Raw genomic sequence first — 24,824 nt, forward strand, 5'->3', positions numbered from 1 at the left:
GCAGACTCGCTAACGCTGCGCTAACACAAAACGTAATTGCGAATTGCGAATTGCGAATTGCGAATTGTTTTAATTTGGATCAACTATCTTTACAGGCGCACCATCTTGCAATCCATCACCGCCACGTAGCACTATGCGTTGACCGGTGCGTAAAGTGGGATGATAAATTGCGACATTTTTACCCATGTCAGAAACCATCTCGACTGGAGTTTGTTTAGCTTTGCCATCTGCAACTGCAAAAACTAGCCACTCGTTTTGTCTTCTGGTTAATGCATCTCGTGATACTACAAAGCTGGAGCGATTCGAGGGCATATTTAGGTTGCCTGCGATCGCCATTCCTGGTATTAATCCTGATGGGGGTTTGTTAATTTGGACACGCACAAGCTGGCGACGAGAGGCTGTATCAGCAGAAGGGACTACAGCAGTAATAGTGGCGCGTTGTTTCCATTGCGGTAGGGCGCGAGTTGTGAGATCGATTGTCATCCCTGGGGTAACTTTACCACTGAGTTCTTCTGGTAACTCTAGGAAAATGTCGAAGCGATCGCCTGCTACTAAGGTGACAATTTCACCAGAACTTTGGACTAAATCACCATTGCTGATATGACGAGTCTGCACTATTCCCGATTCCGATGCCAGAATTCGCGTGCGCTGTTGGGCTAATTCTGCTTGAGCTAAGGTGGCTTTGGCTGCTTCTACATTTGCTCGTTGAGCGGCAATTTCTTCTTGAATCGGCCCAGCTTTCGCTTCAGCAAGTTCTGCTTCGGCTTCTAACCGTTCTCCTTGAATGCTATTCAATTGTGCTTGGGCTTCCACTAACAATCTTTGAGATAAAGCACCCTCTTTCACAAGATCGCTAGTTCGTTTTAGGTTATCCCGTGCTTCCAGTTCTCGCGCCTTCGCAGATGTGACAGCCGCTTGCCGTTGAGCAATGATTTCAGGACGAGTGCCAACTTCCAAACGTGCCAAATTGCTGCGCTGTTGTGCCAGTTGCGCTCGTGCTTGGCTAATTGCCAATTGCTGATCGGTATCATCTAATAATGCGATCGCCATCCCTATTGTGACGCGATCGCCCGGTTGCACTGAAATTTTCTTGACAATTCCACTAGTTTGAGCGCGGATTGTTGACTGCTGAGTGGCTTCTACTTGTCCCAACAACTGGACACTTCTTGTAGCACTTCCAGTTGCGAGGGAGATTGTTTCAATTGGTTTTGCAGGTGGCAACCCTTGTTGTGCCACAGAAGAGGGTTGTGTGCCACCAGGAGCAAACATCCGCCAGAGGATAATGCCACCGGTTGCCAAAAATGAAATCAGCAATCTCCAGAACCAAGGTTTACCCGAACGAGTCGGTGCTAACTCAGAAGGCACAGAACTATCTGATTGGGTTTCAACCTTTGAAACTTCGGTTTCAGAAGTATCCATAGCGATTAACGGTGGGCTACTGAGGGTTAAGTACTAACTATTAACCGTTGAAAGTGAACAATGAATAGTCAAATGTTTGCTATCAACAGTCAATTATTTAGACAAAAGTAAAATTATGTTACTTTTTTGTAGTTTATTAGATAAATATGACAAAGAAATGTCAAAGATGGTCATCGGTCATTAGACCTCTTGTATAAATTAAAAATAAGAACCCCACCTAGTTTGCCTAGTGTGTATACACAAATCTTTTAAATTTACTGCGTAGTGTAGGGTAAATTAATTTTTGCAGGTCAATGCAACAAAGGTGCAGGTCAATGCAACAAAGGTGCAAGTTGATGCAACAAAGGTGCAGGTCAATGCAACAAAGGTGCAAGTTGATGCAACAAAGGTGCAGGTTAATGCAATAAAGGTGCAGGTTAATGCAATAAAGGTGCAGGTTAATGCAATAAAGGTGCAGGTTAAGAGACTTGTATACACCACCGTAGCTCGAAAAACGGAGAGGGGTGTTAGACAATACGGTTTGATTTCGGTTAAGGTTTTTTTTTGATGAAAATTCTAGATCACAAAGACGCGATAAATCATCACAAAGACGGCGATTCATCGCGTCTCTTGCCTTAATGCATTGGATTCAACTATTAGTTCTTTAACCCGATCGCGCGGTAAGCCTAATTCCTGACTAAGAGCGGCTTCAAGTTTGCTTATATCTGTGATTGGAAATTCAAATACTATCCTTGTGAGAACTGAGTTATTAGTTTTAACGTTCACCCGTGAAATTCCTTTTTCGGGGAGAACTTCGACTTTGATCGCTACTATTCTTTTCATAATTTGTCGTGCCGATTGGGTATCTGCTAGCAGATATTTCTTGGTGAGGTTGGAACGACTTAAAATCTGATCTCCGACAAAGTTGCTCCCCAGCCAAAAAACTAACCCAATCAACGGCAAAGACAACCAAAACACAAAGCCTAATGATCGCAACGCTTGAAAAAGTTGGAGCTGCTGCATGAAAGGTATAAGGTTGAGTGTTTCCCGTCACTTTTACCTTAATCTAAAATTAGCAAGGAAAAATTACGGCAACCTGAGCAAATAGGATGTTGATCTTACTAGTCGAAGATGATCCATCGCAGTTAGAGCCACTGAGGGCAGCCTTATTGAAGGTGGGGCATACAGTCGATGCGATCGCTGATGGGGAAACAGCACAATGGTTTGCCTTTCGCAAAGACTATGACTTGCTGATTCTAGATTGGATGTTGCCTAAAGTGAGTGGCGTAGAATTGTGTCAAGTATATCGACGAGCAGGTAAGCTGGCTCCTGTATTGATGCTGACGGCGAAAGACACGGTTTTAGATAAGGTAATAGGTTTAGATGCTGGAGCCGATGATTACTTGGTAAAGCCTGTGGATGTCCTGGAGTTATTGGCACGAGTCCGGGCACTAGGAAGGCGATCGCCTATGTGGCAAGGAGATATACTTAGCTTGGGCGATTTGCAACTTCATTTATCCAATTTGACGCTCGAACTTGGTTCGTTGACAACTCAACTTTCTAGCCGGGAGTTTCAATTGATGGAGTATTTAATGCGTCATCCCCGGCAAGTATTATCTCATAGCCAGATTGAGCAAGCCCTTTGGAGCTGCGGAGAGGAACCAGAAAGTAACGCGGTTACTACCTTGGTTCGCCGCTTGCGCCAGCGCCTACAGACCATTGGTGTCAAAGATTGGATAGAAACAGTGCATCGGATGGGCTATCGAATAAATCCGCCAAATTTGTAAATAGTCAAACGCAGGGGGCAAGGAGCAGTTTTCAAGGGCAGGTTTTTAGAAAAGCGTAAATGTGGAGTTTTGGAATGGGAATGATGCTTTTCCCTTGGTCTAACAAAAGTAACATTAATTTCACTCATGTTTTTTGACATTAACTATAAGCTTTTGCAATTTAAACCTCAAAAGAGTAGGAAATAATATAAATAAAACTTATCGGGATTAAGCAACTAAATTTCATTACTAATCGGGTTCAATTTCCAGTTGCATCGTTTAATTTTTCCCGTAGTATCAGAATTGAAGCAAATTTAAACCAGCGGCTAATCCCACAGAACAGCCGTTACCTTTGCCTTAATATAACTTATACTACCGTTTGCAAAAGAGAGGATTACTCAATGCCAAGTTATAAAGTGACACTACTTAACGAGGCCGAAGGACTTAACACAACACTTGACGTTGATGATGATACCTATATTCTAGACGCTGCCGAAGAAGCTGGTCTTGACCTGCCCTACTCTTGCCGCGCTGGTGCTTGCTCGACCTGTGCAGGTAAAATCGTCAAGGGTACTGTCGATCAGGGCGATCAGTCATTCTTAGATGATGAACAAATAGAAAAGGGATACGTACTGACTTGTGTTGCTTACCCAACCTCTGACGTAACAATCGAAACTCACAAAGAAGAAGACCTTTACTAAGAGTTAAGCGACTCAACTATAAACCTCTTGCAAGAGTTACTAATGTTGACAAAATACAAGCAGGGCATCTAGGGTCAATACCCTTCTAGTGTCGTGTGTGCTTCTAAAAGAGACTTTGACAAAAAGCCTAATTTTGTGTAGGGCAGGAACACAGTAGATGTTGTGTTCCTGCTTAATTTTTTATAGCAATTTTCAGATAAATAGACCACATAGTGCAATACGCTTGGGTTAAGCAAAGCGCAACCCAACAAAGCCCCGAAAATGTTGGGTTTCGTTCCTCAAACGCCACGTGCTACAAGTCGGCATAGCCGCCCAACGCAGTGGCTCCCCAACCTACACATTTCAAGGTTGTTGGCGCTAACCCAAGCGTATTGCCACATAGTAGGGGCGCAAGACTTTGCACTCCTACGACAGATGTGGTTGAATACATGAAATTTGCTCTAAGTGTGGAGTTTCTAATTAGCTTAAAGTTTAATCTCTTTAGTAAGAATTTGAATCTGAGTACCAGGATAGTAAAATTGGAGAATTTTCGGACTTGACCAACCTAATTTAGCTAAATTTTGAGCGCCAGTTTGACTCAAGCCGACTCCATGTCCTAATCCACCACCAATAAAAGCGTATCCCCAGAGATTCGGTTCACCTTTGTTCAAAGGTTCTATGTAAAAAAGCGTACTTGTGGGAGCTGCAAAAGCACTGCGAACTTCGTCTTTGTGCAGAATAAAGGTGCTGCGATCAGTTTTAACCGCTAGTTCAAGGATGCGTCCACTCTGGCTTCGCTTCACTACTGCCATCGCTTGAATTGTCTTAAATTTGGCATGGGGACTGTTTTTTCACCTGTAAAATTTCTGCAAGTCTTTGATAATATCCTTTAAAGGGGTTTCCTTATGCCAACGAAACATATCCCACTTGCTTTCATTAAATCCTTGTTTCGTATTAATAAATTTTTGGAATTTCTTTCGTCTGCTAAATTCTGCTTAGACAAGTCCCAAAAATTAGTCGCAGCATCTAGTACAGGGCGCAGATAGGGACGATCGCTGCCATTCCAGACATCACTGAAGGAGGCGGTAACACCGCCAGTGGTAGAAGAATATAAAGCGTCTACCAGTTCATTTTTATAAGTTACTACTTTACCCCTGGTTGAGGCGATCGCTTGGTCTGTTTTGGCAGATGCTCCCTTCAGCCCATAATAAACTTGGCAATGAGTATCAGCACACAACTGATAGTTATCGGCGGCAAATCTACGTAAATTTCTCAAGGCATAAGTCCGGGCGAGAATCGCTTGGGCTTCTAGCGCCGCTTTTGGTGCATCCGTGCCTATTTCATAAGGCACAACCCCACGCAAATAAGTTTCTAAAGGTACTTGGTTAACTAGAGTGTATGTACCATAAGCATTTGGCTGCAAATTCAATCGACCAGCATAAAGACGAGCATTTTCTGGTTTGTCACTTTTATTCACCCGAATCAAATTTTTATCTGTGCTAATTTCCAAATCATTCGGACTATAGCGATTACCATCCACCACCCAACTAACTCGCGGCACTTGTTTTAAAATCTTAGTATCGAGATATACCTTGTCTTTGATAGAAACTTGGATGTTCTGCAATAACAAGCGTCGCAGTAAAGGAGTGCTGTAAACATCTCGTTTTGCCCAAACTTGCCAGCGTTCTGGCTGGGCTATTTCCACTTCCATTCCCTGAGAACGCCATTTATTAGCACTGTCTTCCGCAGTCTCAAAAGTGCGGTATGTGCCCAAAACTACAACTTCTTCAACTGCTGACTGGGGTAAAGCTTGCATTACTGTTTCCAGCTTTACAGGGTTCTTGGTAAACAGGATTTGCTGCTTGTTACCCGCTTGAAACTTTAACCTTAAGCGATCGCCCTTTAGAGGTTCTAGTTGCAGCTTGGCTGTGGCTTCGGCTCCAAATCGCTGCACAATCCCAATTTTCAGTTCGATATCCTGGATATTGCTCTCGGGCCCTGATGCAGCAGTCAGCCCCAATAGACAAAATGTTGTCAGCACAGTGTGGGAAAAACGCCAAAAAGAAAATTTCATGGCTACCTGATAGTGAAGCGATAGCGAGTAATCGTTCGCGCAGCATCTGTCTACGACATGCTGCGCGAACGTAGAGAGCGTCTTCTGCCCCTTAATGCGTCGTTGGAGCTGATTTTCCAACTGCTTTATAGCGCGGTTTTTTTGTCGCATGAGTGCCCCAATGATACCATTACCAATTTTGCCCCAAATATTAGTTGCAAAACGAAGTCATAATGACTATGATTTATTTAGAGGTACGAAACAGAACTAGTTGGATAAACTCTTTATGGTTAGAGTCCAAGAAATTCCATTAAATCAGATAAAACGGCCATTGCCCCGTGTAAACGATCCAAATAAAGTGCAAGCTTTAATGGAATCGATTACGGAAATTGGGCAACAAGAACCTATTGATGTCCTAGAAGTAGATGGACAATATTATGGCTTTTCTGGTTGCCATCGGTATGAAGCTTGCCAGCGTTTAGGCAAAGAAACCGTTTTAGCCAGAGTCCGTAAAGCACCCCGCAGCGTTTTAAAGATGCACTTGGCATAGAGAATGGGGAGTGAAGAAGGGTAGAGGTTATTCCCTATCACATGTCACCTCTTTGTTGGTCTTCTACGCTGGCTACTTGTCGGTTAAGATTATTCTCTGTCACCTCTCCCCTGTCACCTCTCCGCCATTCCCAATTACATATAACCTAATTAGGAGAAAATTATGTCATCGAAAGTAACAGTCAAAAATTTGAATATCGGCATTGACGACGCGAGTAGGGCTAAAATTGCCGATGGTTTATCTCACCTATTGGCTGACACTTATACACTGTATCTGAAAACTCATAACTTCCATTGGAATGTTACCGGGCCGATGTTCCAAACGTTACATCTGATGTTTGAAACCCAGTATACAGAGTTAGCCTTAGCAGTTGATTTAATAGCCGAGAGAATTAGAGCGCTTGGTTATCCAGCACCAGGAACCTACAGCGAATATGCCAAACTAAGTTCGATTCCAGAAACTCCCGGAGTTCCTAAAGCTGTGGAGATGATCGGCTTGCTAGTGGAAGGACAAGAAGCTGTAGTCAGAACTGCACGATCTATTTTCCCCCTGCTAGAAGAAGTTAACGACGAACCTACCGCCGATTTATTAACTCAACGGATGCAAGTACACGAAAAGACAGCTTGGATGTTGAGAAGTTTACTGGAAGAATAGGGAATAGGGGATAGGGCATAGGGAATAGGGAACAGAGAATAAAACTTAATCGCCAATGCCCGATTCCCAATGCCCTAATGCCCCAAGTTCCATGCCCAATATTAATTTCACCCAAAAGTTGCAAAACTTAATGCAACAAGTAGGTATTTCTAATTTTAAAGCGCTGAGTCGCGCGGCTGGTGTCTCAGAGCGTCAACTTTTGCGGTTACGTCAAGGAAAGTTAGAGCAGATGCGCGTAGATGTGCTGCTCAAGCTGTCGCCAGTCCTACAGATGCCATTGAGTGAATTAATCACAACTTTTTCAAGGGTAGAGTTGTTTCAAGAGAAAACAGCGCCTACCCAGGAATTGTTACAAGAAATTACAGATTTAAGAAGAGAGTACGATCGCTCGCAACTTCAATTAGAACAGCAGCGAGAGATAGTGCTACAAGAGCTCCAGCAGTCGAGTTTGCAACTGCTGGAGTCTTTATTATTGCAATGGCCAACAGCAGCACAGAAAGCGCAGGAGAATCCCCAGCTAACGGCAGTCAAAATAGTGCCGTTGGTGCAGAAACCCCTAGAAAAGCTTTTGCAGGCATGGGGAGTGGAAGCGATCGCACCCGTGGGAGCAGAATTACCTTATGATCCCCAACTGCACCAATTAATGGAGGGAACAGCACAACCTGGAGAAACAGTCAAGGTACGCTACATTGGCTACTTTCAAGGTGAAAAGCTGCTTTACAGAGCTAAAGTGAGTCCTGTTTGAGGGAATTAGGAGTTACAAATTCATAACTCTTTACTTTTTGTGTTGTCTGCTGAGAAATGACAGATATTGGGAATACTAAAATTGCAGAGGCGAGATCGCTTCTGACAAATTCTCCTAGGCGTTGGTGTAAGTTCCGCCTTTCTTCGGGCTGTTGAAAGCGAAATTTTTGGCTCTAGAGGGGTAGTTCAGAGGTAAATTATTTCAATAATGTAAGTAATTGGACATAAATAAACGTAGATCCTAGTTACTATCATAAATACTCAGTAGTCAAGAAATGATCATATCTAAATAATGATTTTGATCTGAAATCCCGATAGCTGAGTAATTTTCATAGTATTTTTGCTTGTAGTGCTGAATTGGGGGCTGGATATTGGGAAAATTTGGTGGGTGATGCAGACCTGCCGCTAAATTATAAAATCAATTTATACCCAGTACCCAGTAATCAGGCAGAGGAACGCTCCTACTATACTCGGTTTAGCTGCGCGTAGGGATCGCTGTTACCCTTGAAATTTTGAATGGTTTAATGACGGCTACCACGATCAGATTTATTGGAGAATCTTAATTTGGCAAAAATATTTGGTAAATAATCTGAAAAACACTAACTTCAGCTTGTAAAAGAGTATATGTTTAATCAATGAGATTTACCTTGTTTCTCTAGAACTGGTTTGTTCTTAATAGTAAAACAATACTTATGAAATTAAGGGGTTTTGACTTCATAAAATCAGATTAAAATATTGATAATTCAGCTTTATAATCATTTCAATTATCAATAATTACTCAATATTTAATCATAGATTTTATTTTACAAGCATTTTTAAATGTTCTATAATGGCGAAATCAGAGCCTCCTTTACACAAATCAGCGTGACATAATTATGAGAGAACAAGTAAAAGTTATTAAGCTAAGTGGTAATTTAAATGCCACAACTTCACAAGATTTTCGACAAAAGATCACTGATATTTTAGAAAATGGTGCGAAGATTGTGTTAGTTGATTTTAAAGATGTAACATTTATGGATAGTTCCGGTTTGGGAGCTTTGGTGTTAGCTTTCAAAACATTGCGGGCTGCGGACACTAAGCTTGTTCTCTGCTCAATTAATGAGCAAGTCAGGATATTATTTGAACTGACTAATATGGATAAAGTATTTGAAATATTCCCTAGTCAAGATGCATTTAATCAGATTTTAGTCTCCAAAACGTAATTAATCAAACTTCATTTGCAAAATAGATAAATCATCATCAAAAGCATCTTTGGAGTTTAGGGCAATTAAATAACTCAGTACATGATCCAGTTGACAATCAAGCGGATTTTGTAAGCTAACTAGTAGCTGAATAAAAGCATCCAAACTCCAAAGCGTGCCATCTGATTTAGTGATTTCATAAGCGCCATCACTAAAAATGTAAAGGGTACTGAATTTTTGAATATCGCAAGATTCATCAACATATTTTGCCTCTGTAAACATCCCAACAGGCATACCGGGGGTTTTCAAGAGTTTAACTTTAGACTTCCTTGGAGATATGCCAGTTATTAAAACTGCTGGTGGATGGCCGGCGCTGGCATAAACTAGCTGGCGGTTAATTCGGTTGTAAACTCCGTACCAAATTGTAAAGTACTTATCATTTTGATAATTCATTTGAAAGGTATCATTCAAAGCCTTCAATACTTCACTAGGTTGATAGTAATTCAGACCTTTTAGCGCACGAGAACGCAGCAAATTTAGCACCGAAACAGAGGGAAGGGTTGCTTTGAGTCCATGCCCGGCAGTATCGAGTAAGTAAATTGCCAGATAATCATCATCGAGCCAATAATAATCGAAACAATCACCACCGAGTTGTCGTGAGGGAATGAATCGAAAATTTATATTGAAGGGTTCAGTCATAGAAACAGGCAGTAGCGATCGCACATATTCTGCTGCTTCTGACATTTCTGCTTCTAAAAGCAACTTTTGAGCCTGCAAATCTCTACTCAACTGATGCAAACGTAATCCTGCTCTTACCCTTGCTTGTAATTCATTGTGTTCAATAGGTTTGGAAATAAAGTCATCAGCACCAGCATCTAGACCTTTGACGCAATCGGCAACGGAATCTAAGGATGTTAATAAAATAAAAAATGTAGTAAAAAATTGGGGATCTGTCTTAATACGGTGGCAAACTTCCAAGCCAGTTAAACCAGGCATGATCCAATCACAAATAATTAGTGCTGGATGGTAAACCAGTGCCTTTTCTATTCCTTCCTCCCCGCTACTGGCAGTAACTACCTCATAACCCTGTTTTTCTAACATCCTCTTGAGGAGTATTTTTATTGAATAATCGTCATCAATTATTAGTATTTGAAACATACGGCGTTTTTGCAAAGACTCATTAATAATTTGCTGTCAAAATACAAAATAAAAATAAGATATGGGCTAATTAGTTAGTAGTATCAATACAGGGATGCTACTATAAGTAAATAGGCATAAATAAACTTAACTATGTAACCAAATCTAAAACGCTCAAAACCTTTGCGATTACTTCGCTCCGTTCGCAATGGCATAGTTATAAGTTTTTTCGCCTACCTACTTAGCACTTATGATTTGTACGCAATAGAATTTTACCTCATTCCAAACCTCTCTTCTAAAAGAAGGGAGGCTTTGAATTTTACTCCCCTTCCTTTGTAGAGAAGGGGTTGGGGGTTAGGTGTCTATTAGACTCAACTAAAAAGCGCTATAACTCATTTCTATTTACCTATCGAATTTACGACTGTTTGATAGTCATAAAACATTATGGTGCTGCCAGAGGATTTAACCACAAGAGGATATTGCTTTTTAGCTGATTCAAGTCGCGGTATGCTTCTTGCTTGAACCATTGTCCTAAAGCGTCAAAGGGAGTGAAAGATGTTCCAGTTTGCCATTTAATATCTTGACCTAAAGGTGTTGTATGAGTTCCTGGTAATGTTTGTGCTGTCACCATCTCATCAAAACGTTCCTGTAAGATTTTGGTTAAAGCTGCCGATTGATCTATGGTGTCATTACTGAATTTTATTAATAAATTGCGCCGGATATTGTAACGCTCTTGGACAAGCTGGTTAGTTTCCAACGGTGAGGGAGTAAACTCAATCGCAAAAGTAGAATTGAACTGCTCTACTAAAGGGATAGCTTCTTTAGCGGCATAGTTGTTAAAGGATATTAAAATATTGCCTGCGCGTTCTACTTCAAAGAGGCTACCAATCAGCAAGTGAAGTTTACAGCCCATACTGTGACCAATGCCGTAGATGGGGAAGTAAAGCTTGCGTAATGCTCCAGAGTCATGTAAGCGTTCGAGGGTGCGGTCAAAGTTTAACAGCACAGATTTTGCGATCGCAGTATGATCCAGTGTATTGACAAAAGGCGTAGCAATTACAACATAACCTTTACTTGCCAGTTGTTCAAGTAACCAGCGATAAGTAATGTGCGGTGCAGTGGCGACAAATGCACCTCCTAAAAAATGAACGATACCTATGGGATTTCGGGGAATGATTACCCAGTTCCCTCTAATTTCTTTCCAGTCCATATGGATAAGCGATCGCTTTACGAATATTCTTTATGTTAGACCGGGGATTGCAACCGTGGGAAAGATTATGGAAAAAGCCATTAATATCTAGCAAGTAGGCTACCAATCCACCCAGAACCGCCTATGCATTTACGCCTTCCCCAATTCTTACTGAGTGCTAAGTGAATTCAGCAGTGCTTTCTAAATTTACATTACGAATTACGAACTATACTTAACGCTGAGTCTGCAATCTTTTCATTTCGTGTTGTACGTCTAATGCAATTTGTAATGCTTCATTGAGCAATCTTCCATGCTCAGTAGCCTGTTCATTTACTTGCATGGCTGTTAAAGTTGCTAAATTATTGACAAATAATTCTGTATTGCTAAGAATAAAATTTTTATTTTCCCTCAAAATTCTTTCTGTTTTTAAAGCGCGAACTAGATCAGATTTGGTGAGTTTCAGGGCTTCGATCACACCCTCTCTTTTATTTATAACTACTTCTGGATTCCCAGCTTCTTCTATTTGATCATTAATATTTATTACTCTAATAACAGTGTTATATCTATTTACCTCATTTAACAGAATTTGCAGAGATTTTGTCATGTTATTTTTAACAAGCTTACTTCTACTTTTCCAGATAAAATATAAGATGGTTTGCGTAAGTCCACCAACCCAAAGACCTAATAAGATTAATAATATCCAAGATGGAATTGTTACCCATGTAACAAAAAACTTAATAGTTATCTCAAACAAGATGTAAACAAAAACAAATGTAGAAAAACCCATAAATACAACAGTTGCTCCTTCAGAGCTTTTAATTTTTTGTATATATGTTTTTGCTAATCTCTTGAGAGGATTTGTAATGATTAAAAGTTCCTCATTGACAGGCAAATTAGTCAGCTTTTGCAGCTCATCCTGACTAATTTCCAAGCCCTGTAAATCATCCCGCACAGCTTTTCAACCCTTGCCAGAATAGTTATTTAATCTAATATAGCAATCAAATTTCTGAAATGTTGAGATTTTGTCTAAACTTTTTTAAGTAAGTTAATACTTCTAGGCAGTCTAAATATTGTTTGTACAATATGATACATTTTTACAAAAATAACTGTTGCCTGTAAATGTAATAAAAAGGCAACAGATTATAGTTCTGGTAAATAGCCAACGGAGATAGGAAATTTTATATAAGCTTCCGATTGCGATCGCAACTATTGTAATCCCAGCCACGTAGAGAAACATCCCTGGATGCCACCAAATACGGGGAGCCATGCGGAACAGAAATAGAGTGGCAATATAAATCGCCATAATCATAACTGCGATCGACAGGGAAAATAACCCGATTAATTGTTGCGTATTTTGGCGTGCCCGATCCTGATGTTCAAAGAAATTCATAGACACCTAAAAAGACACGCGTGGGGCATTTCTAATTTCTGGAGTAGCTTCGGGGAGCAATTCTGCAACAGTAAAGTTAAAAGTATTGGCCACAAGTTGGCTTCGTCGCCTGTAAAATTAGTTACGCAATTTTACTGATCTAAAATGTTTTAAATAACCGCAGAGGCGCAGAGAACGCAGAGAGAAATAATTTCCAAAAATTCCAAATTATTTGTGAATATCATCTCTCTTTTCTCTGTGTACTCTGTGCCTCTGTGGTTGATTAAAAATTATAGTAAGAGTAAGTTACCCATGAATATGAAGAAATAGGGAATAACCACTTGCAGCAAAAATAAAAAGGATGGCGGCAGGAAAAATTACTACATCTCTGACAATAAATAAAATCCAATCTTTTCTTAGTTCTTGTTTAAACTTGAGTTCTCGCAATTTTTGCTCAAGTTCTACGTTTTCTTCTGGCTGTAAATTTTCAGGTGGCAGAATTAGTGGATTGTCGTTTTTGCTGGCAATTATTTGTGATAAATCTGTTTTATCTGTCATACTCTTTAGATACCAATAATTTCAGTTTCAAGATTTTGGTTATCATCTACAATCCACATTAAAGATGATCTGTATGAATTAGTAGCAGGAGAACGACGTTATCAGGCTGCAAAAGAAGCAGGTCTGACTATAGCAGTCCTAAATGAGTTGTGAAAAATATTGATAAGGAAACGAACCGCCAAGAACGCCAAGGACGCAAAGGGAAGAAAGAAGAAAGAGATATATAATTTTCACAAATGATTTAGGACTGCTATAGTTATACGCCTAAGTAGGGTGCTAGGGCTAAAGTTTTTGTCAGATCAGTAACGAGAAAGCGATCGCAGAGGTTAAACATTTCTACCTCAGTCTGTGTCTGTCGCATCAGCCGCAGGAAATGACCTTCAGCGTCAACACTCAAGGCAATGTAGTTGAGGAACATTTTGAGGTAGCCTACGCGCGATCGCGCTGGCATAGTTGCTGCTGCCGGGGTTTGCCATAAACGATCGATATAGTTGCGTACTTCTACTAAAGGAACGGGCGCGATCGCTTCTCCTTGCAAAGCCTGCCGAATTTGATTAAAAAGCCAAGGATTCCCAATCGCCCAGCGTCCCACCATCACACCCGCCGCGCCTGTTTGAGAAAGCACTTTCAGGGCAGTTGTCGCAGAGTGGATATTGCCATTAGCAAGCACTGGACAATCAACCCATTTCACCGCTTCAGCAATCAAATCATATTTCACTGCCCCGTGGTACATATCTTTTACAGTGCGACCATGCAAACTCAGCAAATCAATGCTGTGGTGATTGATTATATCTAGAATTTTGTAAAAGTTATCTGTATTTTCAAAGCCTACGCGCATCTTAACGGTTAAAGGGCGATCGTTGACAGCCTGCCGTAATTCTCCCAAAATCCGATCCACTTTTTCTGGTGAGAGCAGCAATCCACCCCCAACATTTTTGCGATAGATTCTAGGTGCTGGACAGCCCATGTTCAAGTCAACTCCTGCAATATTATAGTTGCAGAGTTCCTTTGCTGTTCTTACTAAGTCTGGAATGCTTTCGCCAATCATTTGAGCAAAAACGGGGCGGCCTGTGTCGTTTTCGGTGATTGCTGCCAGAATGCTACGATTGAGCCGTGAGGTATCATTCACGCGGAAATACTCGGTAAAGAAGTAGTCAGGGCTGCCGTAGTGGGCAATGACTTTCATAAACCAGAGGTTTGTCACATCCTGCATGGGCGCAAGAGCAGTGAGGGGTAAGTCTGGATGCCGCGATTGGGGAAGCGATACCTGGGACATAGAGATTTTAGCGATCGACAAAACATCACTTTATCAAGAAAGCCATATTTAATGCTTCTTTGCAATCAGGTTGAGCGTTGTTAGGGACTTGTAAAAAATAAATTATTCCAAATTATTTGTAGATTTGTACAGGCATAAGGTCTTGCGCCCCTACGATGGGATGTTTCTAATTATTTTACCTGAACAGTATACAAGTACGTCCTATTGGTAGAAGATAAATTGTGCGATCGCGGCTGATAAATTTATAATTACTTCAAAATAGGAGATTTTCAAAAGGATAACTTTGCTTCCAACGATAGGTATTAAAGTCACGCTGATCTACTGAAAAAATGCGTCCATGCCCTAAATGTTCTGCTAAAATTACCAGAGAAGCATCGGCCAAATCCATTGGGAGATCAGCATATTTTTTCATTAATTCAATAATTCGGGGAGTATGGTGAATTTCTAAATTAAAAATTGTAAATAATTCTTGTTGCAGACTATTTATAAAAGTAATTTCAGCGTCAATTCCCTTGCGGGTTAGCAAAAGATAACAGGTTTCTGTGACAACACACCATGTTGTAATTAAAGGTTCATTATATTGTTTTAAAGCTTGTTTCGCTCTTTTGTGGTGAGTGTCTTTTTTATCAACAAGAGCTAACCAAAATCCTGTATCAACGATGATCATACTTCTTATCTAATGTATTAGATAAAACTTCTTTATGTATGGTTGATAAATTTTCTTCCACAGAACAACAACCAATTAATCCAATTTCATCAAACTTTTCATAGAGACTTTTTTCTTGACTATGATGTTCTGATTCTGCTTGAGGATAACGCTTTTTGAGTAACTGAATAAAATCTAGTAGCAATAGTTGAGCTTCTTCTGGTAAAGTATCAATATCTTTATATATCTCTTCAAATTTTATTAGCATAATTAACTTCTAAATTGAGAAAATTTTTCGGGATGAACCTATTATAGACTAATTCTAAGCTTGGGTGAAGTGACGCGATCGCGCGTGATAAATTAATGTGAACAGTGCGATGTATACTTCCTAAATTTATCCTCTTGAGTACCTAACGATTGAAGTCGCGGCTAAAGGCATCCAGTTAAAAAATACTTTAAAGTTTAAAATATATTTAGTTTATGCGAGACGCTAGAGAAAATGAGCATTGAAGAAATTATTATAGACAAGGTAAGAATATTACCTCCTGATAAGTAACAAGAGGCGTTAGATTTTGTAGAATTTTTACTTGCGAAAATCCAAAAGCAAAAGTTATCTTCTCAAGATAAAAATTCAGGTGTTTCGGCTTTGACTCTGGCTCAAGAATACATTGGTTGTGTGGAAGCAGCAAGTGATTTGTCTACGAATAAAGATTATATGGATGGTTACGGTTCGCGAACAGGCGATAGGTATTGCCCAATCTCTAGAGTGTGATACGTGTATATTATTTTGTTGTAAATGCTTATACAAAAACTTTTAGTGGATCATTTATCTGTTTTGTTTGATCTAGTAAATGATCGTGCTTTAGCTTCTGCATCTCTTCTTTAAGAGTTTTCTGAACAATTTTGATGATTAAAGCTTCCAAGTCTGCTACTGTGAGACTACTTAGAAGCTGGTGTGATGTTGGCTGGAAGTTTTGCAGAGAAAATATTTCTGCATCCTGATTTATTAGTGTAACTGATGTTTCTTTCTCTAGTTCAGAGGAATTTAATGATTCACTTATAATCATATTTTTAGTTATTAAAGGATTTTTTTTATTCCAATTTGACACAATTTCAAAGTAACCTGCGGCATCTTCTAAACAATACTCAAACATATTTAATAAAATATCTATCCAGCCGCTTTTTCGTAAAAATACTTTTCTGGGATTCTTACGAAAATACCTACCGTCAATTTTTTTATTTACTTTGATTTCAAGTTGTTCAAATAAACCATTTAATCCTTTATAGCCATATTCTTGCGAGTAATCTCTAAAATCAAATAGTTTTATTTCATTAACATTTGGGTATATTGATAGAGCTTTAAATCTGTTTGTCAACGTTTTTAGATCACTCTTTTTTATCTCGAAGCCGATAAAAGTTTTGTTTTTCAGCCTAGAAATATCTTGCATGATTTCCTTAACAAGTTGCTCTTCCTCAACTTCAAACTCTAAAAATTTAACTTTGATATATTGCTGATTAGTTCTTTTGAGAAGCCGAGTAATGGTGTATCCATATATTCTTTGTACTGCTTTTCCCTGTAACGGTAAATAATCCGGCCAAAATTCTAAGTCAAGAAAAACTAAATCATAGATAGAATCATTAGAAAAATTATTGATAAATTGCCCATCAATCTTGACCTCTATCTTATACATAAAATACTTTGGGGATTATTTACATATTAAAAATATACAAAAAAATAATTACAATCAAAACAGGATATACACGTATTGAACCGCTAATCTATTTGCGTTTATCTGCGTGCATATGCGGTTAGAAAATCAGGCTTTTCTAGTTACAAAACCCAACCTTAATGCACTAAAGCGATCGCACTTTTCCTCAAGTCTCCACATTCCCCATGCTTCCAGATAAAAATATCACCCTTCGTCTTAGCTACAAAAATCAAGTTTTGCGACTTGTAAACTAAGTTTCTGACTCCAAAACTAGCTTTTGCGACTCCAAAACTAGCTTTTGCAACTCCAAAACTAGCTTTTGTGACTCCAAAACTAGCTTTTGTGACTCCAAAACCAGCTTTTGTGACTCCAAAACTAGCTTTTGCGACTCCAAAACCAGCTTTTGTCAAAAAATTTCAGCAAATCTACTCCCATTTTTCCTGTCTGCTAAGTTCTCTTCAATAAAAAAACGCAAATATACGCATTCCGACGCAATTTCAGCGTTTCTATACGTATAAATGCGATAAAAGTAGAAACAATTTCAGCTTTATTTAATAGGCGTTGCTGAATCTAGGGATGAAACGCAAAAGAAAATTCAATAAAATCATCCCGCATTTATGCAATATCATTTAATGCACTAATGCGATCGCACGTTTCGTTAACGCCTCAGCAGTCAATCCATTAAATGCCATTAACTCGCCAGCACTGGCTGTAGTCTCCCCACGCTTCCAAGCGAAGGTGTCGCGCTTGGCTGTACTCCGTAACAAAATTGGTTCTAACATCGCCGCAGCACCACCTGTCACCGCAATTAGCGCATCGCCATCAAATAATTCAGCAAATTTGGCATCATCCAAGAAATCGCTATAGGGTTCAGAACAGGTATCCCACGCAGTATCATGAGGACGATACAATTGCCGAGGATTGATGATAGAAACTATCTTGACACCAATACCTTCAGTTTCTAAGAAAGCAGCAGCTTCAAATACTGGTATTAATGTTAAATCGCCAATTACAGCAAATACAACTTGTCTATCACCAGCAACTTCATGTAATAGTATTGCACCATCACGTAATGCCTGACGAGTTTGTTCTAAAGTTGTGCGAATTGGCAACGGCGATTTACTAGCTGTAATCACAACTCCCTTATTTTTAGTTTTCAATGCCCAGTCATAACAAGCTTGAATACTATTAGCATCAGGCGGAAATAATGGGAAAACATTTCCATTTCGCATCAACGAAGCAAAGTAAGCTTCAATTTCTGGACGTTGGTGAGTCCAACCGTTGCGCCCTTGCTCTAATGCGCCTGCTGTGAATAAAGTAATAGTCGAGGGAGTTTTACGGCGCAATTCTGCCATTGATTGGGTTACAGTTTGCCAAATTGGTAATCCGTTGATGGCAAAAGATTCGTAAGAACACCACAAAGTTCTCGCACCCATTAACGCTAAACCGGCGGCTAAACCGGCGCAAGCATCTTCACTCAATGGTTCATAAACTTGTCCGTTTGGTGCTTGGTTATATAAATCATCGGTTGTGGGGTGGATAATTTTTAATGCTTGGTTGATATTAGCAATTCCTGATGCTTCATTACCGTCGGCGTTGGTGACGAGGAAATTTTGATCTTTCTTTCCAACTATTCCTACCAATCGTCCCATTGCGGTTGTGGAAACTTTTGGTTCGCCTCCAACTGCATATTCTTCTAAAGGTAATTCGCCTAATTCTGGTAATGGAAATTCAAATTCTGTCACCACAGTTTTTCCTGCTGGCCCTCCACCGGCGCGTTCGGCATTTGTTCTGACTAATTGCCAAGCTTCCGCAGACAAAGCACGGGTTTGCAATGCACTTACAATATGCGGCGCATCCAGCGTATCTTTAGGATAAAGGTTGTGAGATTTTGCACCCCGCGCGTGAACTCCTGCACCTTTGAGTTGTTTAATAATGAAGACGGTAAGTTTACCACCCAGTGCAAAACGCGCTGCTTTATCTACACCAGAAAGTACTGCTTGAGTAAATGCTAGGCGTTTCTCAAAAGAAAAGGCAGTACTATCAACGTAATCCCCTGGCTGGTTTTGATCGTCGAAATCTTTGGCATCCACTAACACGACTTCATCAAAACCGTTACCTTGCCAATATGCTTGCATCTGTTCGTTGGTTTTAAGAGAAACCATGCTGTGATGTTCTTGGCTGTAACCGTTCCACACCAACACTGGTAAGAAGTTGGTGACAGCAGGATAAGCAGTATGGAAATGCGCGATCGCACTGACAATATAAGGCTCACCCAATCCACCATCACCAACTGTAAAGGGGAACAACTTATCTTTGTGTAACAGTGCTGCCGCCATTGCAAAGTGTTGCCCTTGTCCTAATGGCCCAGCCGGTGCAAGAATACCGGGAATAAACCCAGAAAGGTGTCCTAAAAGTCCGTGCTTTTCTCGGAAGCGATCGCGCAATTGTTGGACTGTAAAAATTTCCATGTCCTCTAGCGAACGATCCAAGAACATGGCACTATAAAATCCAGGGGCGTGGTGTCCGACTTCGGTAATAATGTTTTTGTATCCCAGCATGACAAGAGATGCGTAAGCTTCTGCTTGGCTGGCGAATCCGCCGGGATGCCCAGAAGCTTTACTAGCGGTAACTTGCAAAGTCAGATAGCGCAGAGCATCGGCAGCAAGTAAAGTTTGATATACAGCTGCTTTATCTGTGGGAGATGTGATCGCTATTTTTCCCGACTCAATAGCAGGTGTAGCACCATAAGTTTCAAAATCTGGTAACGCTTCACCAAAATATTGAATCCCTTCAGAAAAATTGGGAAGCGCTGAAGATGCCTTTGGGGAGATTGCAGTCATGCTGAGTACCTTTTGACGATTAGGTGAAACTGTAGATGCTCGTTGAATTTAACAAAAATTTTACATCTTCGAGGTTGTAACAGTTTATTGCTTTTTCGCAACGTTAGAATAAGTACTTTAAATGTCACATAACCAAAATTTCAGTTAATTTAAGTAGCAAAAAAATATTAAGTAGCAAATGGGAGAGATTATAGTGAATGAAAATACTAGACCGGAATTTGACTAGACCATTTCAGAAAATTTTTACTGAACACCGCGTATTTTGGGCTGTTTTACTCTTTAGTACAGCACTGATAGTAACGCTAGTGCTGTCGCTTTCTCAAGGAGCAGTACCCTTAAGTATGTCGGAATTTTGGCAAGCTATACTCCGCCAAGGCGATCCGGTTAAACAGACAATTCTCTGGGATTTGCGTTTCCCGCGCATTACAGCTGCTCTGCTTGTCGGTGCAGCCCTGGGAATGTCAGGGGCACTGTTGCAAGGGATGTTACGTAATAGTCTTGCAGATCCGTTTATTTTAGGTATTTCTGCGGGTGCGGGATTAATTGTGATTCTGATGATCGTCTGGCAAATATTCCCGATCGCAATTCCTTTAGCAGCGTGGATGGGAGCTATTTTGACTTCAGCGATCGTTATTTTGCTCGGTCGTGCGGGGTCGGAAATTTCAGTTGAACGGTTGATTTTAGGCGGAGTGGCAGTGAGTTCTTTATTTGGTGCTGTACAAAGTACATTGCTGCTTTTAGCTGAAGACGGCCAAATTCAAATTGCGCTCAGTTGGCTGGTTGGTAGTCTCAATGGACGGGGCTGGCAAGAAATTGCTACGACTGGCCCTTACATCATCGTTGCATTGATCGGGGGATGCTTGCTGGCGCGATCGGTAAATGTCCTGGCTTTGGGAGATGATTTAGCCGTCGGTTTAGGGGTTTCGTTGACGCGATCGCGCCTGTTAATTGGTGGTATCGCCACTCTCTTAGCCGCAGGCGCAGTCAGCATCAGTGGCTTGATTGGATTTGTCGGTCTTGTTGTCCCTCACGGTGTCCGCCTGATTGTTGGTACGGATCATCGCTTTGTTTTACCACTTTCCGCCCTTGCAGGTGCATGGTTACTTACTTTTGCAGATTTACTCTCTAGACTAGGAGCAGTAGAATTACCAGTCGGTTCCGTTACTGCCTTGTTGGGTTCACCACTGTTTATCTGGTTACTTTATCGTCGCTCTGCTGGGTTTAATAAATTTTGAGCTAATATGAGGCTAAAAAAAGCAATTTTCAATCTACTTGAGCCATAATTCACTGCTGCTCCCTGCCCCCTTCATTGACTTGCGTTAATGCCAATTACCCCTATCATTATTAAAGCGATCGACACAAGTTTGATGAATGTGGCAGATTCACGAAACCAAATAATCCCAATAATAGCTACTAAGATAGTTCCCAATCCAGCCCAGACAGAATAAGCTACACTGACTTCAAGTCTTTTTAGCGCAAAGGTCAAAAAAGTAAAACAAAGTCCATAAAAGACAAATATTAATACTGAAGGAACTATTTTAGTAAATCCCTGCGATAATTTCATGCAAGTTGTGCCTGAAACCTCAAAGAGGATTGCTAATATAAGGTAAATCCAACTTATTGACATATTTTTTGTAAGTGGTTTGTTGAGAGCAACCAACGAGCGGCACACCACGCCATATTAATAGAAGAAACAGTCCTGAAGCCACTCATTAACAGATAAATTTATCGAACAGAATTCAGGAGTCAGGAGTCAGAATTCAGAATGAATTCTGTACGACTGGTGGATAGCGTAGCGTTAGCGAGTCCGCGAGCGTCTGAATAATCGGGTTTAAGACCCCCACCAAATTGAAAATCTGGTGGTCTTCAATCAGTCGCGGGTCTGAATCTCCGACTGATAGCGTTCGCGTAGCGTCTCGTAGAGAAGCGTTAGCGAGTCCGCGAGCGTCTTGATTCTGACTCCTGAATTCTGACTTCTGAATTCTTCTTCAAAAGTGTAAGTGTCCCAATAGTTAAAACTGAACGTGTAGTGTTACAGTTTAGCCTGATTATAGGGGCTTATAACGATGAAATTGGTGAAGCATTGGGGCAACGCCTGCTGTACTATTGATTGTGGTTTCGTCCTACTAATGGTATGAGAGATGACGGCTCAATTTGAATACAGCACTCTTGCCCATCCACAGGATATTCAGCAGCTTGGGACTATCTTTGAGCAGTGTTTTATCAGCGCTCTTGGTGGTGAGGAAGTTTACATCAACCAGGTTGGGGTAAAAAATTTTCGCATTATTCGTCAGTCAGAGCAATTAATTGGTGGATTGGCAACTCTGGATATGGGCCAGTGGTGGGGTGGTGAGCGTGTACCAATGACAGGAATTGCCGCAGTGGGTATTGCTCCAGAGTATCGCGGTTCGGGAGCTGCGATCGCTCTCATGCAGCAGACGCTCAAAGAACTTTATGCTAAAGGTATACCGCTCTCTGCTCTTTATCCAGCTGTGCAAAGTTTGTACCGAAAAGTCGGGTATGAGCAGGGGGGTAGCTGGTGTAATTGGGAAGTTCCTGCTAAAAGTATTCAACTACGGGAGCAACCTCTACCTTTGCAACCAATAGTTCCGGTTAATCATCAAGTCTTTCACGAACTATATCAGCAGCAAGCAAGACTAACGCATGGATATTTAGACCGACATCCAGCAATCTGGGAGCGCTTAATCCAAGCAGACGAGAAAGAGACATTCTACGCATATTTTATCGGTACAAAAGAGAAACCCCAAGGCTACATCCTCTTCAGTCAACATTCAAGCGAAGATGGGGCAATCCTCCGAATCAAGGATTGGGTAATTCTCACTGCTGCGGCGGCACAATCATTTTGGTCTTTTCTTGCCAGTCATCGCTCCCAAATTGACCAAGTACGGTGGAGAAGTTCTGTAAGCGATTCCTTGACATTGCTGCTACCAGAGCAAACTGCCAAACTCAGACATACAATGCGTTGGCTGCTGCGGATAGTTGATGTAGTCAAGGCATTGGAAATGCGGGGTTATCCATCAAGAATTCAAGCTGAACTGCACCTAGATATTCAAGATAATTTACTAGATGCAAATAATGGCAAATTTATCCTTTCTGTTGCCAATGGACGCGGTGAAGTTACAAAAGGTGGAAAAGGTGAGCTGCAACTAAATGTCCGAGAACTAGCACCACTATATACAAGCTTGTTCACACCCTACCATTTGCAAATAGCCGGAAAACTGCATGGGACAGAAACAGCTATTTCAGCAGCTACGCAAATATTTGCGGGTAGTTCTCCTTGGATGGCTGATTTCTTTTAATGGGGTTCGACGAAACTCCCCCTGCGTTGAATTTTAGTTAATGATACAAATACGTTGGTAAGGGCACGGCATTGCCGTGCCCCTACCAGGAATCTATATGTATCAAGCTTTTCGTGAATTGGTATTAGGTTCAATAGTAATTTATTTATTGGTGGTTGGAAACATAATTAATCCTTCGCTCGTCCTTTCGCTAGATTAACAATTTCTGTTGTTGCCACCTGACATCACGAATAAAACTATCAGTGATTTACTTTTAATAAGTAATGATGATTTTTTGTGCTTATCTAATGCCAAATATCATTTCCAAAAATAACTCAACAGTATTTATGATTTTTTTCTCCGGAAGTTCAGTATAATCATCAGAAAAGAATCTAAGGTAAAGTTGATTAGCTGCTCCTTATTTGACTTGCACTCCCACTATCACAACATGAAATCACATTTACTTGCGATCGCTTTAAGCAGTTTGCTTCTAGTTGCAGGACAAGCTAAAGCTTCACGATTACAGTCTTGGTACTTTGACTCTAAGCAAAACCAATTACACTTAACTACAACTTCTGGAGTCCAACCAAAAGCATTTTTATTAGATAATCCTAACCGATTGGTCATTGACTTACCTGGAACTAGTTTTAATTCTGATAGCGTCAAAAAAAGTTTTGGTAATGCAGTTAAAGAAATTCGCATTGGAAAATCAGACAGTAAAACCATTCGGTTTGTCGTAGAATTAGCTCGTGGTTATCATATTACTCCCCAAAATATATCAATTAAAGGAGATTCTCGTTCTCACTGGATTGTCAAGTTCAACTCATTTGACCGCCAAAATAATCCCATTGCTGGGGAGAATAGAGAAAATATTACTATTAAATCCACAGATGCATCTACATTTGCTGGTGTTGTGAATCTTGGCCAAGAAATGGTTGGTATCAGTTCTCAAATCCGCGCATTGTTGGCAACTTATAAATCATTGAATCCGGGAATATTTTTCTTAGATTTAGATACAGGTAACTATATAGATATTAATGGTGAAAAAAGATTTGCTGCTGCCAGTACAATCAAATTTCCCTTGTTAGTAGCTCTTTTCCAAGAAATAGATGCTGGCAGAATTAAACTAACAGATAAATTAGTGATGCGGCGCGATTTAAGGGTTGGTGAAGCTGGAATTATGCAATACAAACCCGTTGGAACTAAATTTAGCGTCCTCCAAACTGCTACCTTAATGATGACGATTAGCGATAATACCGCAACCAATATGGTTCTTGATCGTTTGGGTGGTGCAGCGAAAGTTAACCAACGTTTTCGTAACTGGGGATTGCCAAATACAGCAGTTCGCCGTCTACTTCCAGACCTCGCTGGCAAAAATACAACTAGTTCTAAAGATTTGGTCAGATTAGCGGCATTAGTTTCTAATAATCGTTTGCTATCTCCAAACAGCCGAAATCAAGTTTTAGGCATCATGCGCCGTGTCAAAACCAACAGTTTGCTACCAGCTGGTATTGGTAAAGGAGCTACGATCGCCCACAAAACTGGTACATTGAGATTTATTATTGGTGATGCGGGTATTATTGAAATGCCTAACGGGAAAAGCTATTTAGCAGGTGTTTTGGTGCAAAGACCAAACCACGATCGCAAAGCTGGAGATTTTGTCCGTGAAGTTTCTCGCAGAGTCTACAATTACCTAAACCAAACCACAGTTAGCAATATAGAACCGAATAGCGATGCCTCCGGTGGGCTACACCTACCCACTCGTTAGTCAA

The 24,824-nt window shown here is 40.5% G+C and carries 25 protein-coding genes and 1 pseudogene; 10 read left to right on the forward strand and 16 right to left on the reverse strand.

The window, feature by feature from the left end; translation table 11 throughout:
* Positions 1-69: 69 nt before the first annotated feature.
* On the reverse strand, positions 70-1,419 hold the full coding sequence (locus ANSO36C_RS26200) for an efflux RND transporter periplasmic adaptor subunit (protein ID WP_251957034.1): 1,350 nt from the start codon (positions 1,417-1,419) through the stop codon (positions 70-72).
* A 283-nt stretch (positions 1,420-1,702) separates the two neighbouring features.
* Here ANSO36C_RS26200 and ANSO36C_RS26205 point away from each other — a divergent pair, with 283 nt between their 5' ends.
* The gene (locus ANSO36C_RS26205) at positions 1,703-1,966 is read left to right on the forward strand and encodes a hypothetical protein (RefSeq protein ID WP_251957035.1); all 264 of its coding nucleotides are present in this window, start codon (positions 1,703-1,705) and stop codon (positions 1,964-1,966) included.
* Positions 1,967-2,016: 50 nt separating this feature from the next.
* On the opposite strand, the gene ANSO36C_RS26210 is transcribed toward ANSO36C_RS26205, so the two are convergent.
* The gene (locus tag ANSO36C_RS26210) at positions 2,017-2,421 is read right to left on the reverse strand and encodes a hypothetical protein (RefSeq protein WP_251957036.1); all 405 of its coding nucleotides are present in this window, start codon (positions 2,419-2,421) and stop codon (positions 2,017-2,019) included.
* An 86-nt stretch (positions 2,422-2,507) separates the two neighbouring features.
* Between ANSO36C_RS26210 and ANSO36C_RS26215 the strand changes: the two genes are divergently transcribed.
* Positions 2,508-3,185 carry a response regulator transcription factor gene (locus ANSO36C_RS26215; protein WP_251957038.1) on the forward strand — a complete coding sequence of 226 codons (678 nt, stop codon included), beginning with the start codon at positions 2,508-2,510 and terminating at the stop codon, positions 3,183-3,185.
* Positions 3,186-3,565: 380 nt separating this feature from the next.
* The gene (locus ANSO36C_RS26220; protein ID WP_251957040.1) at positions 3,566-3,865 is read left to right on the forward strand and encodes a ferredoxin; all 300 of its coding nucleotides are present in this window, start codon (positions 3,566-3,568) and stop codon (positions 3,863-3,865) included.
* Between the two features lie 292 nt (positions 3,866-4,157).
* On the opposite strand, the gene ANSO36C_RS26225 is transcribed toward ANSO36C_RS26220, so the two are convergent.
* Both ANSO36C_RS26225 and ANSO36C_RS26230 read right to left on the reverse strand, forming a co-directional pair.
* Positions 4,158-4,295 carry a hypothetical protein gene (locus tag ANSO36C_RS26225; protein ID WP_251957043.1) on the reverse strand — a complete coding sequence of 46 codons (138 nt, stop codon included), beginning with the start codon at positions 4,293-4,295 and terminating at the stop codon, positions 4,158-4,160.
* A gap of 34 nt (positions 4,296-4,329) precedes the next feature.
* Positions 4,330-5,918 (reverse strand): annotated as a pseudogene (locus ANSO36C_RS26230) (SpoIID/LytB domain-containing protein).
* 265 nt (positions 5,919-6,183) lie between these two features.
* Here ANSO36C_RS26230 and ANSO36C_RS26235 point away from each other — a divergent pair.
* The 4 genes from ANSO36C_RS26235 (at position 6,184) to ANSO36C_RS26250 (ending at position 9,047) form a co-directional block, all read left to right on the forward strand.
* Complete coding sequence (locus tag ANSO36C_RS26235; RefSeq protein WP_251957045.1) at positions 6,184-6,447, forward strand: ParB N-terminal domain-containing protein; 264 nt, start codon at positions 6,184-6,186, stop codon at positions 6,445-6,447.
* Positions 6,448-6,609: 162 nt separating this feature from the next.
* Positions 6,610-7,101: a Dps family protein gene (locus ANSO36C_RS26240; RefSeq protein WP_190940934.1), complete on the forward strand. Its 492-nt coding sequence runs from the start codon at positions 6,610-6,612 to the stop codon at positions 7,099-7,101.
* 91 nt (positions 7,102-7,192) lie between these two features.
* The gene (gene grpE / locus ANSO36C_RS26245) at positions 7,193-7,846 is read left to right on the forward strand and encodes a nucleotide exchange factor GrpE (protein WP_251957046.1); all 654 of its coding nucleotides are present in this window, start codon (positions 7,193-7,195) and stop codon (positions 7,844-7,846) included.
* An 874-nt stretch (positions 7,847-8,720) separates the two neighbouring features.
* Positions 8,721-9,047, forward strand: a complete 327-nt coding sequence (locus ANSO36C_RS26250) for an STAS domain-containing protein (protein WP_251957048.1) — start codon at positions 8,721-8,723, stop codon at positions 9,045-9,047.
* Here the strand turns inward: ANSO36C_RS26250 and ANSO36C_RS26255 are convergent, their stop codons facing one another.
* From ANSO36C_RS26255 to ANSO36C_RS26305, 11 genes are all read right to left on the reverse strand, one after another.
* Positions 9,048-10,184 carry a PP2C family protein-serine/threonine phosphatase gene (locus ANSO36C_RS26255; RefSeq protein WP_251957049.1) on the reverse strand — a complete coding sequence of 379 codons (1,137 nt, stop codon included), beginning with the start codon at positions 10,182-10,184 and terminating at the stop codon, positions 9,048-9,050.
* A gap of 421 nt (positions 10,185-10,605) precedes the next feature.
* Positions 10,606-11,373: a DUF1350 family protein gene (locus ANSO36C_RS26260; RefSeq protein WP_251957051.1), complete on the reverse strand. Its 768-nt coding sequence runs from the start codon at positions 11,371-11,373 to the stop codon at positions 10,606-10,608.
* A gap of 211 nt (positions 11,374-11,584) precedes the next feature.
* Positions 11,585-12,304 carry a hypothetical protein gene (locus ANSO36C_RS26265; RefSeq protein WP_251957053.1) on the reverse strand — a complete coding sequence of 240 codons (720 nt, stop codon included), beginning with the start codon at positions 12,302-12,304 and terminating at the stop codon, positions 11,585-11,587.
* A gap of 111 nt (positions 12,305-12,415) precedes the next feature.
* Positions 12,416-12,742 (reverse strand): lysine N(6)-hydroxylase/L-ornithine N(5)-oxygenase family protein, encoded by a 327-nt coding sequence (locus ANSO36C_RS26270; RefSeq protein WP_251957055.1) that lies wholly within the window; start codon positions 12,740-12,742, stop codon positions 12,416-12,418.
* A 285-nt stretch (positions 12,743-13,027) separates the two neighbouring features.
* Entirely contained in the window at positions 13,028-13,279 is a 252-nt protein-coding gene (locus tag ANSO36C_RS26275) for a hypothetical protein (RefSeq protein WP_251957056.1), read from the reverse strand.
* 256 nt (positions 13,280-13,535) lie between these two features.
* Positions 13,536-14,555 (reverse strand): tRNA-dihydrouridine synthase family protein, encoded by a 1,020-nt coding sequence (locus tag ANSO36C_RS26280; RefSeq protein WP_251957058.1) that lies wholly within the window; start codon positions 14,553-14,555, stop codon positions 13,536-13,538.
* A 253-nt stretch (positions 14,556-14,808) separates the two neighbouring features.
* Positions 14,809-15,222 carry a type II toxin-antitoxin system VapC family toxin gene (locus ANSO36C_RS26285; protein WP_251957060.1) on the reverse strand — a complete coding sequence of 138 codons (414 nt, stop codon included), beginning with the start codon at positions 15,220-15,222 and terminating at the stop codon, positions 14,809-14,811.
* Positions 15,209-15,469, reverse strand: coding sequence for a DUF2281 domain-containing protein (locus ANSO36C_RS26290; protein ID WP_251957062.1), 261 nt, complete (start codon positions 15,467-15,469; stop codon positions 15,209-15,211). Before ANSO36C_RS26290 ends, ANSO36C_RS26285 begins: the two co-directional genes overlap by 14 nt.
* 532 nt (positions 15,470-16,001) lie before the next feature.
* On the reverse strand, positions 16,002-16,892 hold the full coding sequence (locus tag ANSO36C_RS26295; protein WP_251957064.1) for a hypothetical protein: 891 nt from the start codon (positions 16,890-16,892) through the stop codon (positions 16,002-16,004).
* Positions 16,893-17,047: 155 nt separating this feature from the next.
* Positions 17,048-17,320: a hypothetical protein gene (locus ANSO36C_RS26300; RefSeq protein ID WP_251957066.1), complete on the reverse strand. Its 273-nt coding sequence runs from the start codon at positions 17,318-17,320 to the stop codon at positions 17,048-17,050.
* A gap of 219 nt (positions 17,321-17,539) precedes the next feature.
* The gene (locus tag ANSO36C_RS26305) at positions 17,540-19,753 is read right to left on the reverse strand and encodes a phosphoketolase family protein (RefSeq protein ID WP_251957067.1); all 2,214 of its coding nucleotides are present in this window, start codon (positions 19,751-19,753) and stop codon (positions 17,540-17,542) included.
* A 197-nt stretch (positions 19,754-19,950) separates the two neighbouring features.
* Between ANSO36C_RS26305 and ANSO36C_RS26310 the strand changes: the two genes are divergently transcribed.
* Positions 19,951-20,988 (forward strand): FecCD family ABC transporter permease, encoded by a 1,038-nt coding sequence (locus tag ANSO36C_RS26310; RefSeq protein ID WP_251957069.1) that lies wholly within the window; start codon positions 19,951-19,953, stop codon positions 20,986-20,988.
* Between the two features lie 71 nt (positions 20,989-21,059).
* Here ANSO36C_RS26310 and ANSO36C_RS26315 read toward each other — a convergent pair whose 3' ends face one another.
* On the reverse strand, positions 21,060-21,380 hold the full coding sequence (locus ANSO36C_RS26315; RefSeq protein ID WP_251960443.1) for a DMT family transporter: 321 nt from the start codon (positions 21,378-21,380) through the stop codon (positions 21,060-21,062).
* Between the two features lie 514 nt (positions 21,381-21,894).
* Between ANSO36C_RS26315 and ANSO36C_RS26320 the strand changes: the two genes are divergently transcribed.
* Together ANSO36C_RS26320 and ANSO36C_RS26325 are read left to right on the forward strand one after the other, a co-directional pair.
* On the forward strand, positions 21,895-23,073 hold the full coding sequence (locus tag ANSO36C_RS26320; RefSeq protein WP_251957071.1) for a GNAT family N-acetyltransferase: 1,179 nt from the start codon (positions 21,895-21,897) through the stop codon (positions 23,071-23,073).
* A gap of 427 nt (positions 23,074-23,500) precedes the next feature.
* On the forward strand, positions 23,501-24,820 hold the full coding sequence (locus tag ANSO36C_RS26325) for a serine hydrolase (RefSeq protein WP_251957073.1): 1,320 nt from the start codon (positions 23,501-23,503) through the stop codon (positions 24,818-24,820).
* Positions 24,821-24,824 lie beyond the last annotated feature (4 nt).

The organism is Nostoc cf. commune SO-36 (assembly GCF_023734775.1).
GTDB classification, from domain to species: Bacteria; Cyanobacteriota; Cyanobacteriia; order Cyanobacteriales; family Nostocaceae; genus Nostoc; species Nostoc commune_A.

Bases quoted from the DNA above. Each gene is read 5' to 3' on its own strand.
- ANSO36C_RS26255 (WP_251957049.1), bottom strand. From the start codon at position 10,184: ATGTTTCAAATACTAATAATTGATGACGATTATTCAATAAAAATACTC.
- ANSO36C_RS26200 (WP_251957034.1), bottom strand. From the start codon at position 1,419: ATGGATACTTCTGAAACCGAAGTTTCAAAGGTTGAAACCCAATCAGAT.
- grpE (WP_251957046.1), top strand. From the start codon at position 7,193: ATGCCCAATATTAATTTCACCCAAAAGTTGCAAAACTTAATGCAACAA.
- ANSO36C_RS26325 (WP_251957073.1), top strand. From the start codon at position 23,501: ATGAAATCACATTTACTTGCGATCGCTTTAAGCAGTTTGCTTCTAGTT.
- ANSO36C_RS26290 (WP_251957062.1), bottom strand. From the start codon at position 15,469: ATGCTAATAAAATTTGAAGAGATATATAAAGATATTGATACTTTACCA.
- ANSO36C_RS26275 (WP_251957056.1), bottom strand. From the start codon at position 13,279: ATGACAGATAAAACAGATTTATCACAAATAATTGCCAGCAAAAACGAC.
- ANSO36C_RS26305 (WP_251957067.1), bottom strand. From the start codon at position 19,753: ATGACTGCAATCTCCCCAAAGGCATCTTCAGCGCTTCCCAATTTTTCT.
- ANSO36C_RS26220 (WP_251957040.1), top strand. From the start codon at position 3,566: ATGCCAAGTTATAAAGTGACACTACTTAACGAGGCCGAAGGACTTAAC.
- ANSO36C_RS26210 (WP_251957036.1), bottom strand. From the start codon at position 2,421: ATGCAGCAGCTCCAACTTTTTCAAGCGTTGCGATCATTAGGCTTTGTG.
- ANSO36C_RS26320 (WP_251957071.1), top strand. From the start codon at position 21,895: ATGACGGCTCAATTTGAATACAGCACTCTTGCCCATCCACAGGATATT.
- ANSO36C_RS26240 (WP_190940934.1), top strand. From the start codon at position 6,610: ATGTCATCGAAAGTAACAGTCAAAAATTTGAATATCGGCATTGACGAC.
- ANSO36C_RS26295 (WP_251957064.1), bottom strand. From the start codon at position 16,892: ATGTATAAGATAGAGGTCAAGATTGATGGGCAATTTATCAATAATTTT.
- ANSO36C_RS26235 (WP_251957045.1), top strand. From the start codon at position 6,184: ATGGTTAGAGTCCAAGAAATTCCATTAAATCAGATAAAACGGCCATTG.
- ANSO36C_RS26225 (WP_251957043.1), bottom strand. From the start codon at position 4,295: ATGTATTCAACCACATCTGTCGTAGGAGTGCAAAGTCTTGCGCCCCTA.
- ANSO36C_RS26280 (WP_251957058.1), bottom strand. From the start codon at position 14,555: ATGTCCCAGGTATCGCTTCCCCAATCGCGGCATCCAGACTTACCCCTC.
- ANSO36C_RS26270 (WP_251957055.1), bottom strand. From the start codon at position 12,742: ATGAATTTCTTTGAACATCAGGATCGGGCACGCCAAAATACGCAACAA.
- ANSO36C_RS26285 (WP_251957060.1), bottom strand. From the start codon at position 15,222: ATGATCATCGTTGATACAGGATTTTGGTTAGCTCTTGTTGATAAAAAA.
- ANSO36C_RS26315 (WP_251960443.1), bottom strand. From the start codon at position 21,380: ATGTCAATAAGTTGGATTTACCTTATATTAGCAATCCTCTTTGAGGTT.
- ANSO36C_RS26310 (WP_251957069.1), top strand. From the start codon at position 19,951: ATGAAAATACTAGACCGGAATTTGACTAGACCATTTCAGAAAATTTTT.
- ANSO36C_RS26260 (WP_251957051.1), bottom strand. From the start codon at position 11,373: ATGGACTGGAAAGAAATTAGAGGGAACTGGGTAATCATTCCCCGAAAT.
- ANSO36C_RS26250 (WP_251957048.1), top strand. From the start codon at position 8,721: ATGAGAGAACAAGTAAAAGTTATTAAGCTAAGTGGTAATTTAAATGCC.
- ANSO36C_RS26215 (WP_251957038.1), top strand. From the start codon at position 2,508: ATGTTGATCTTACTAGTCGAAGATGATCCATCGCAGTTAGAGCCACTG.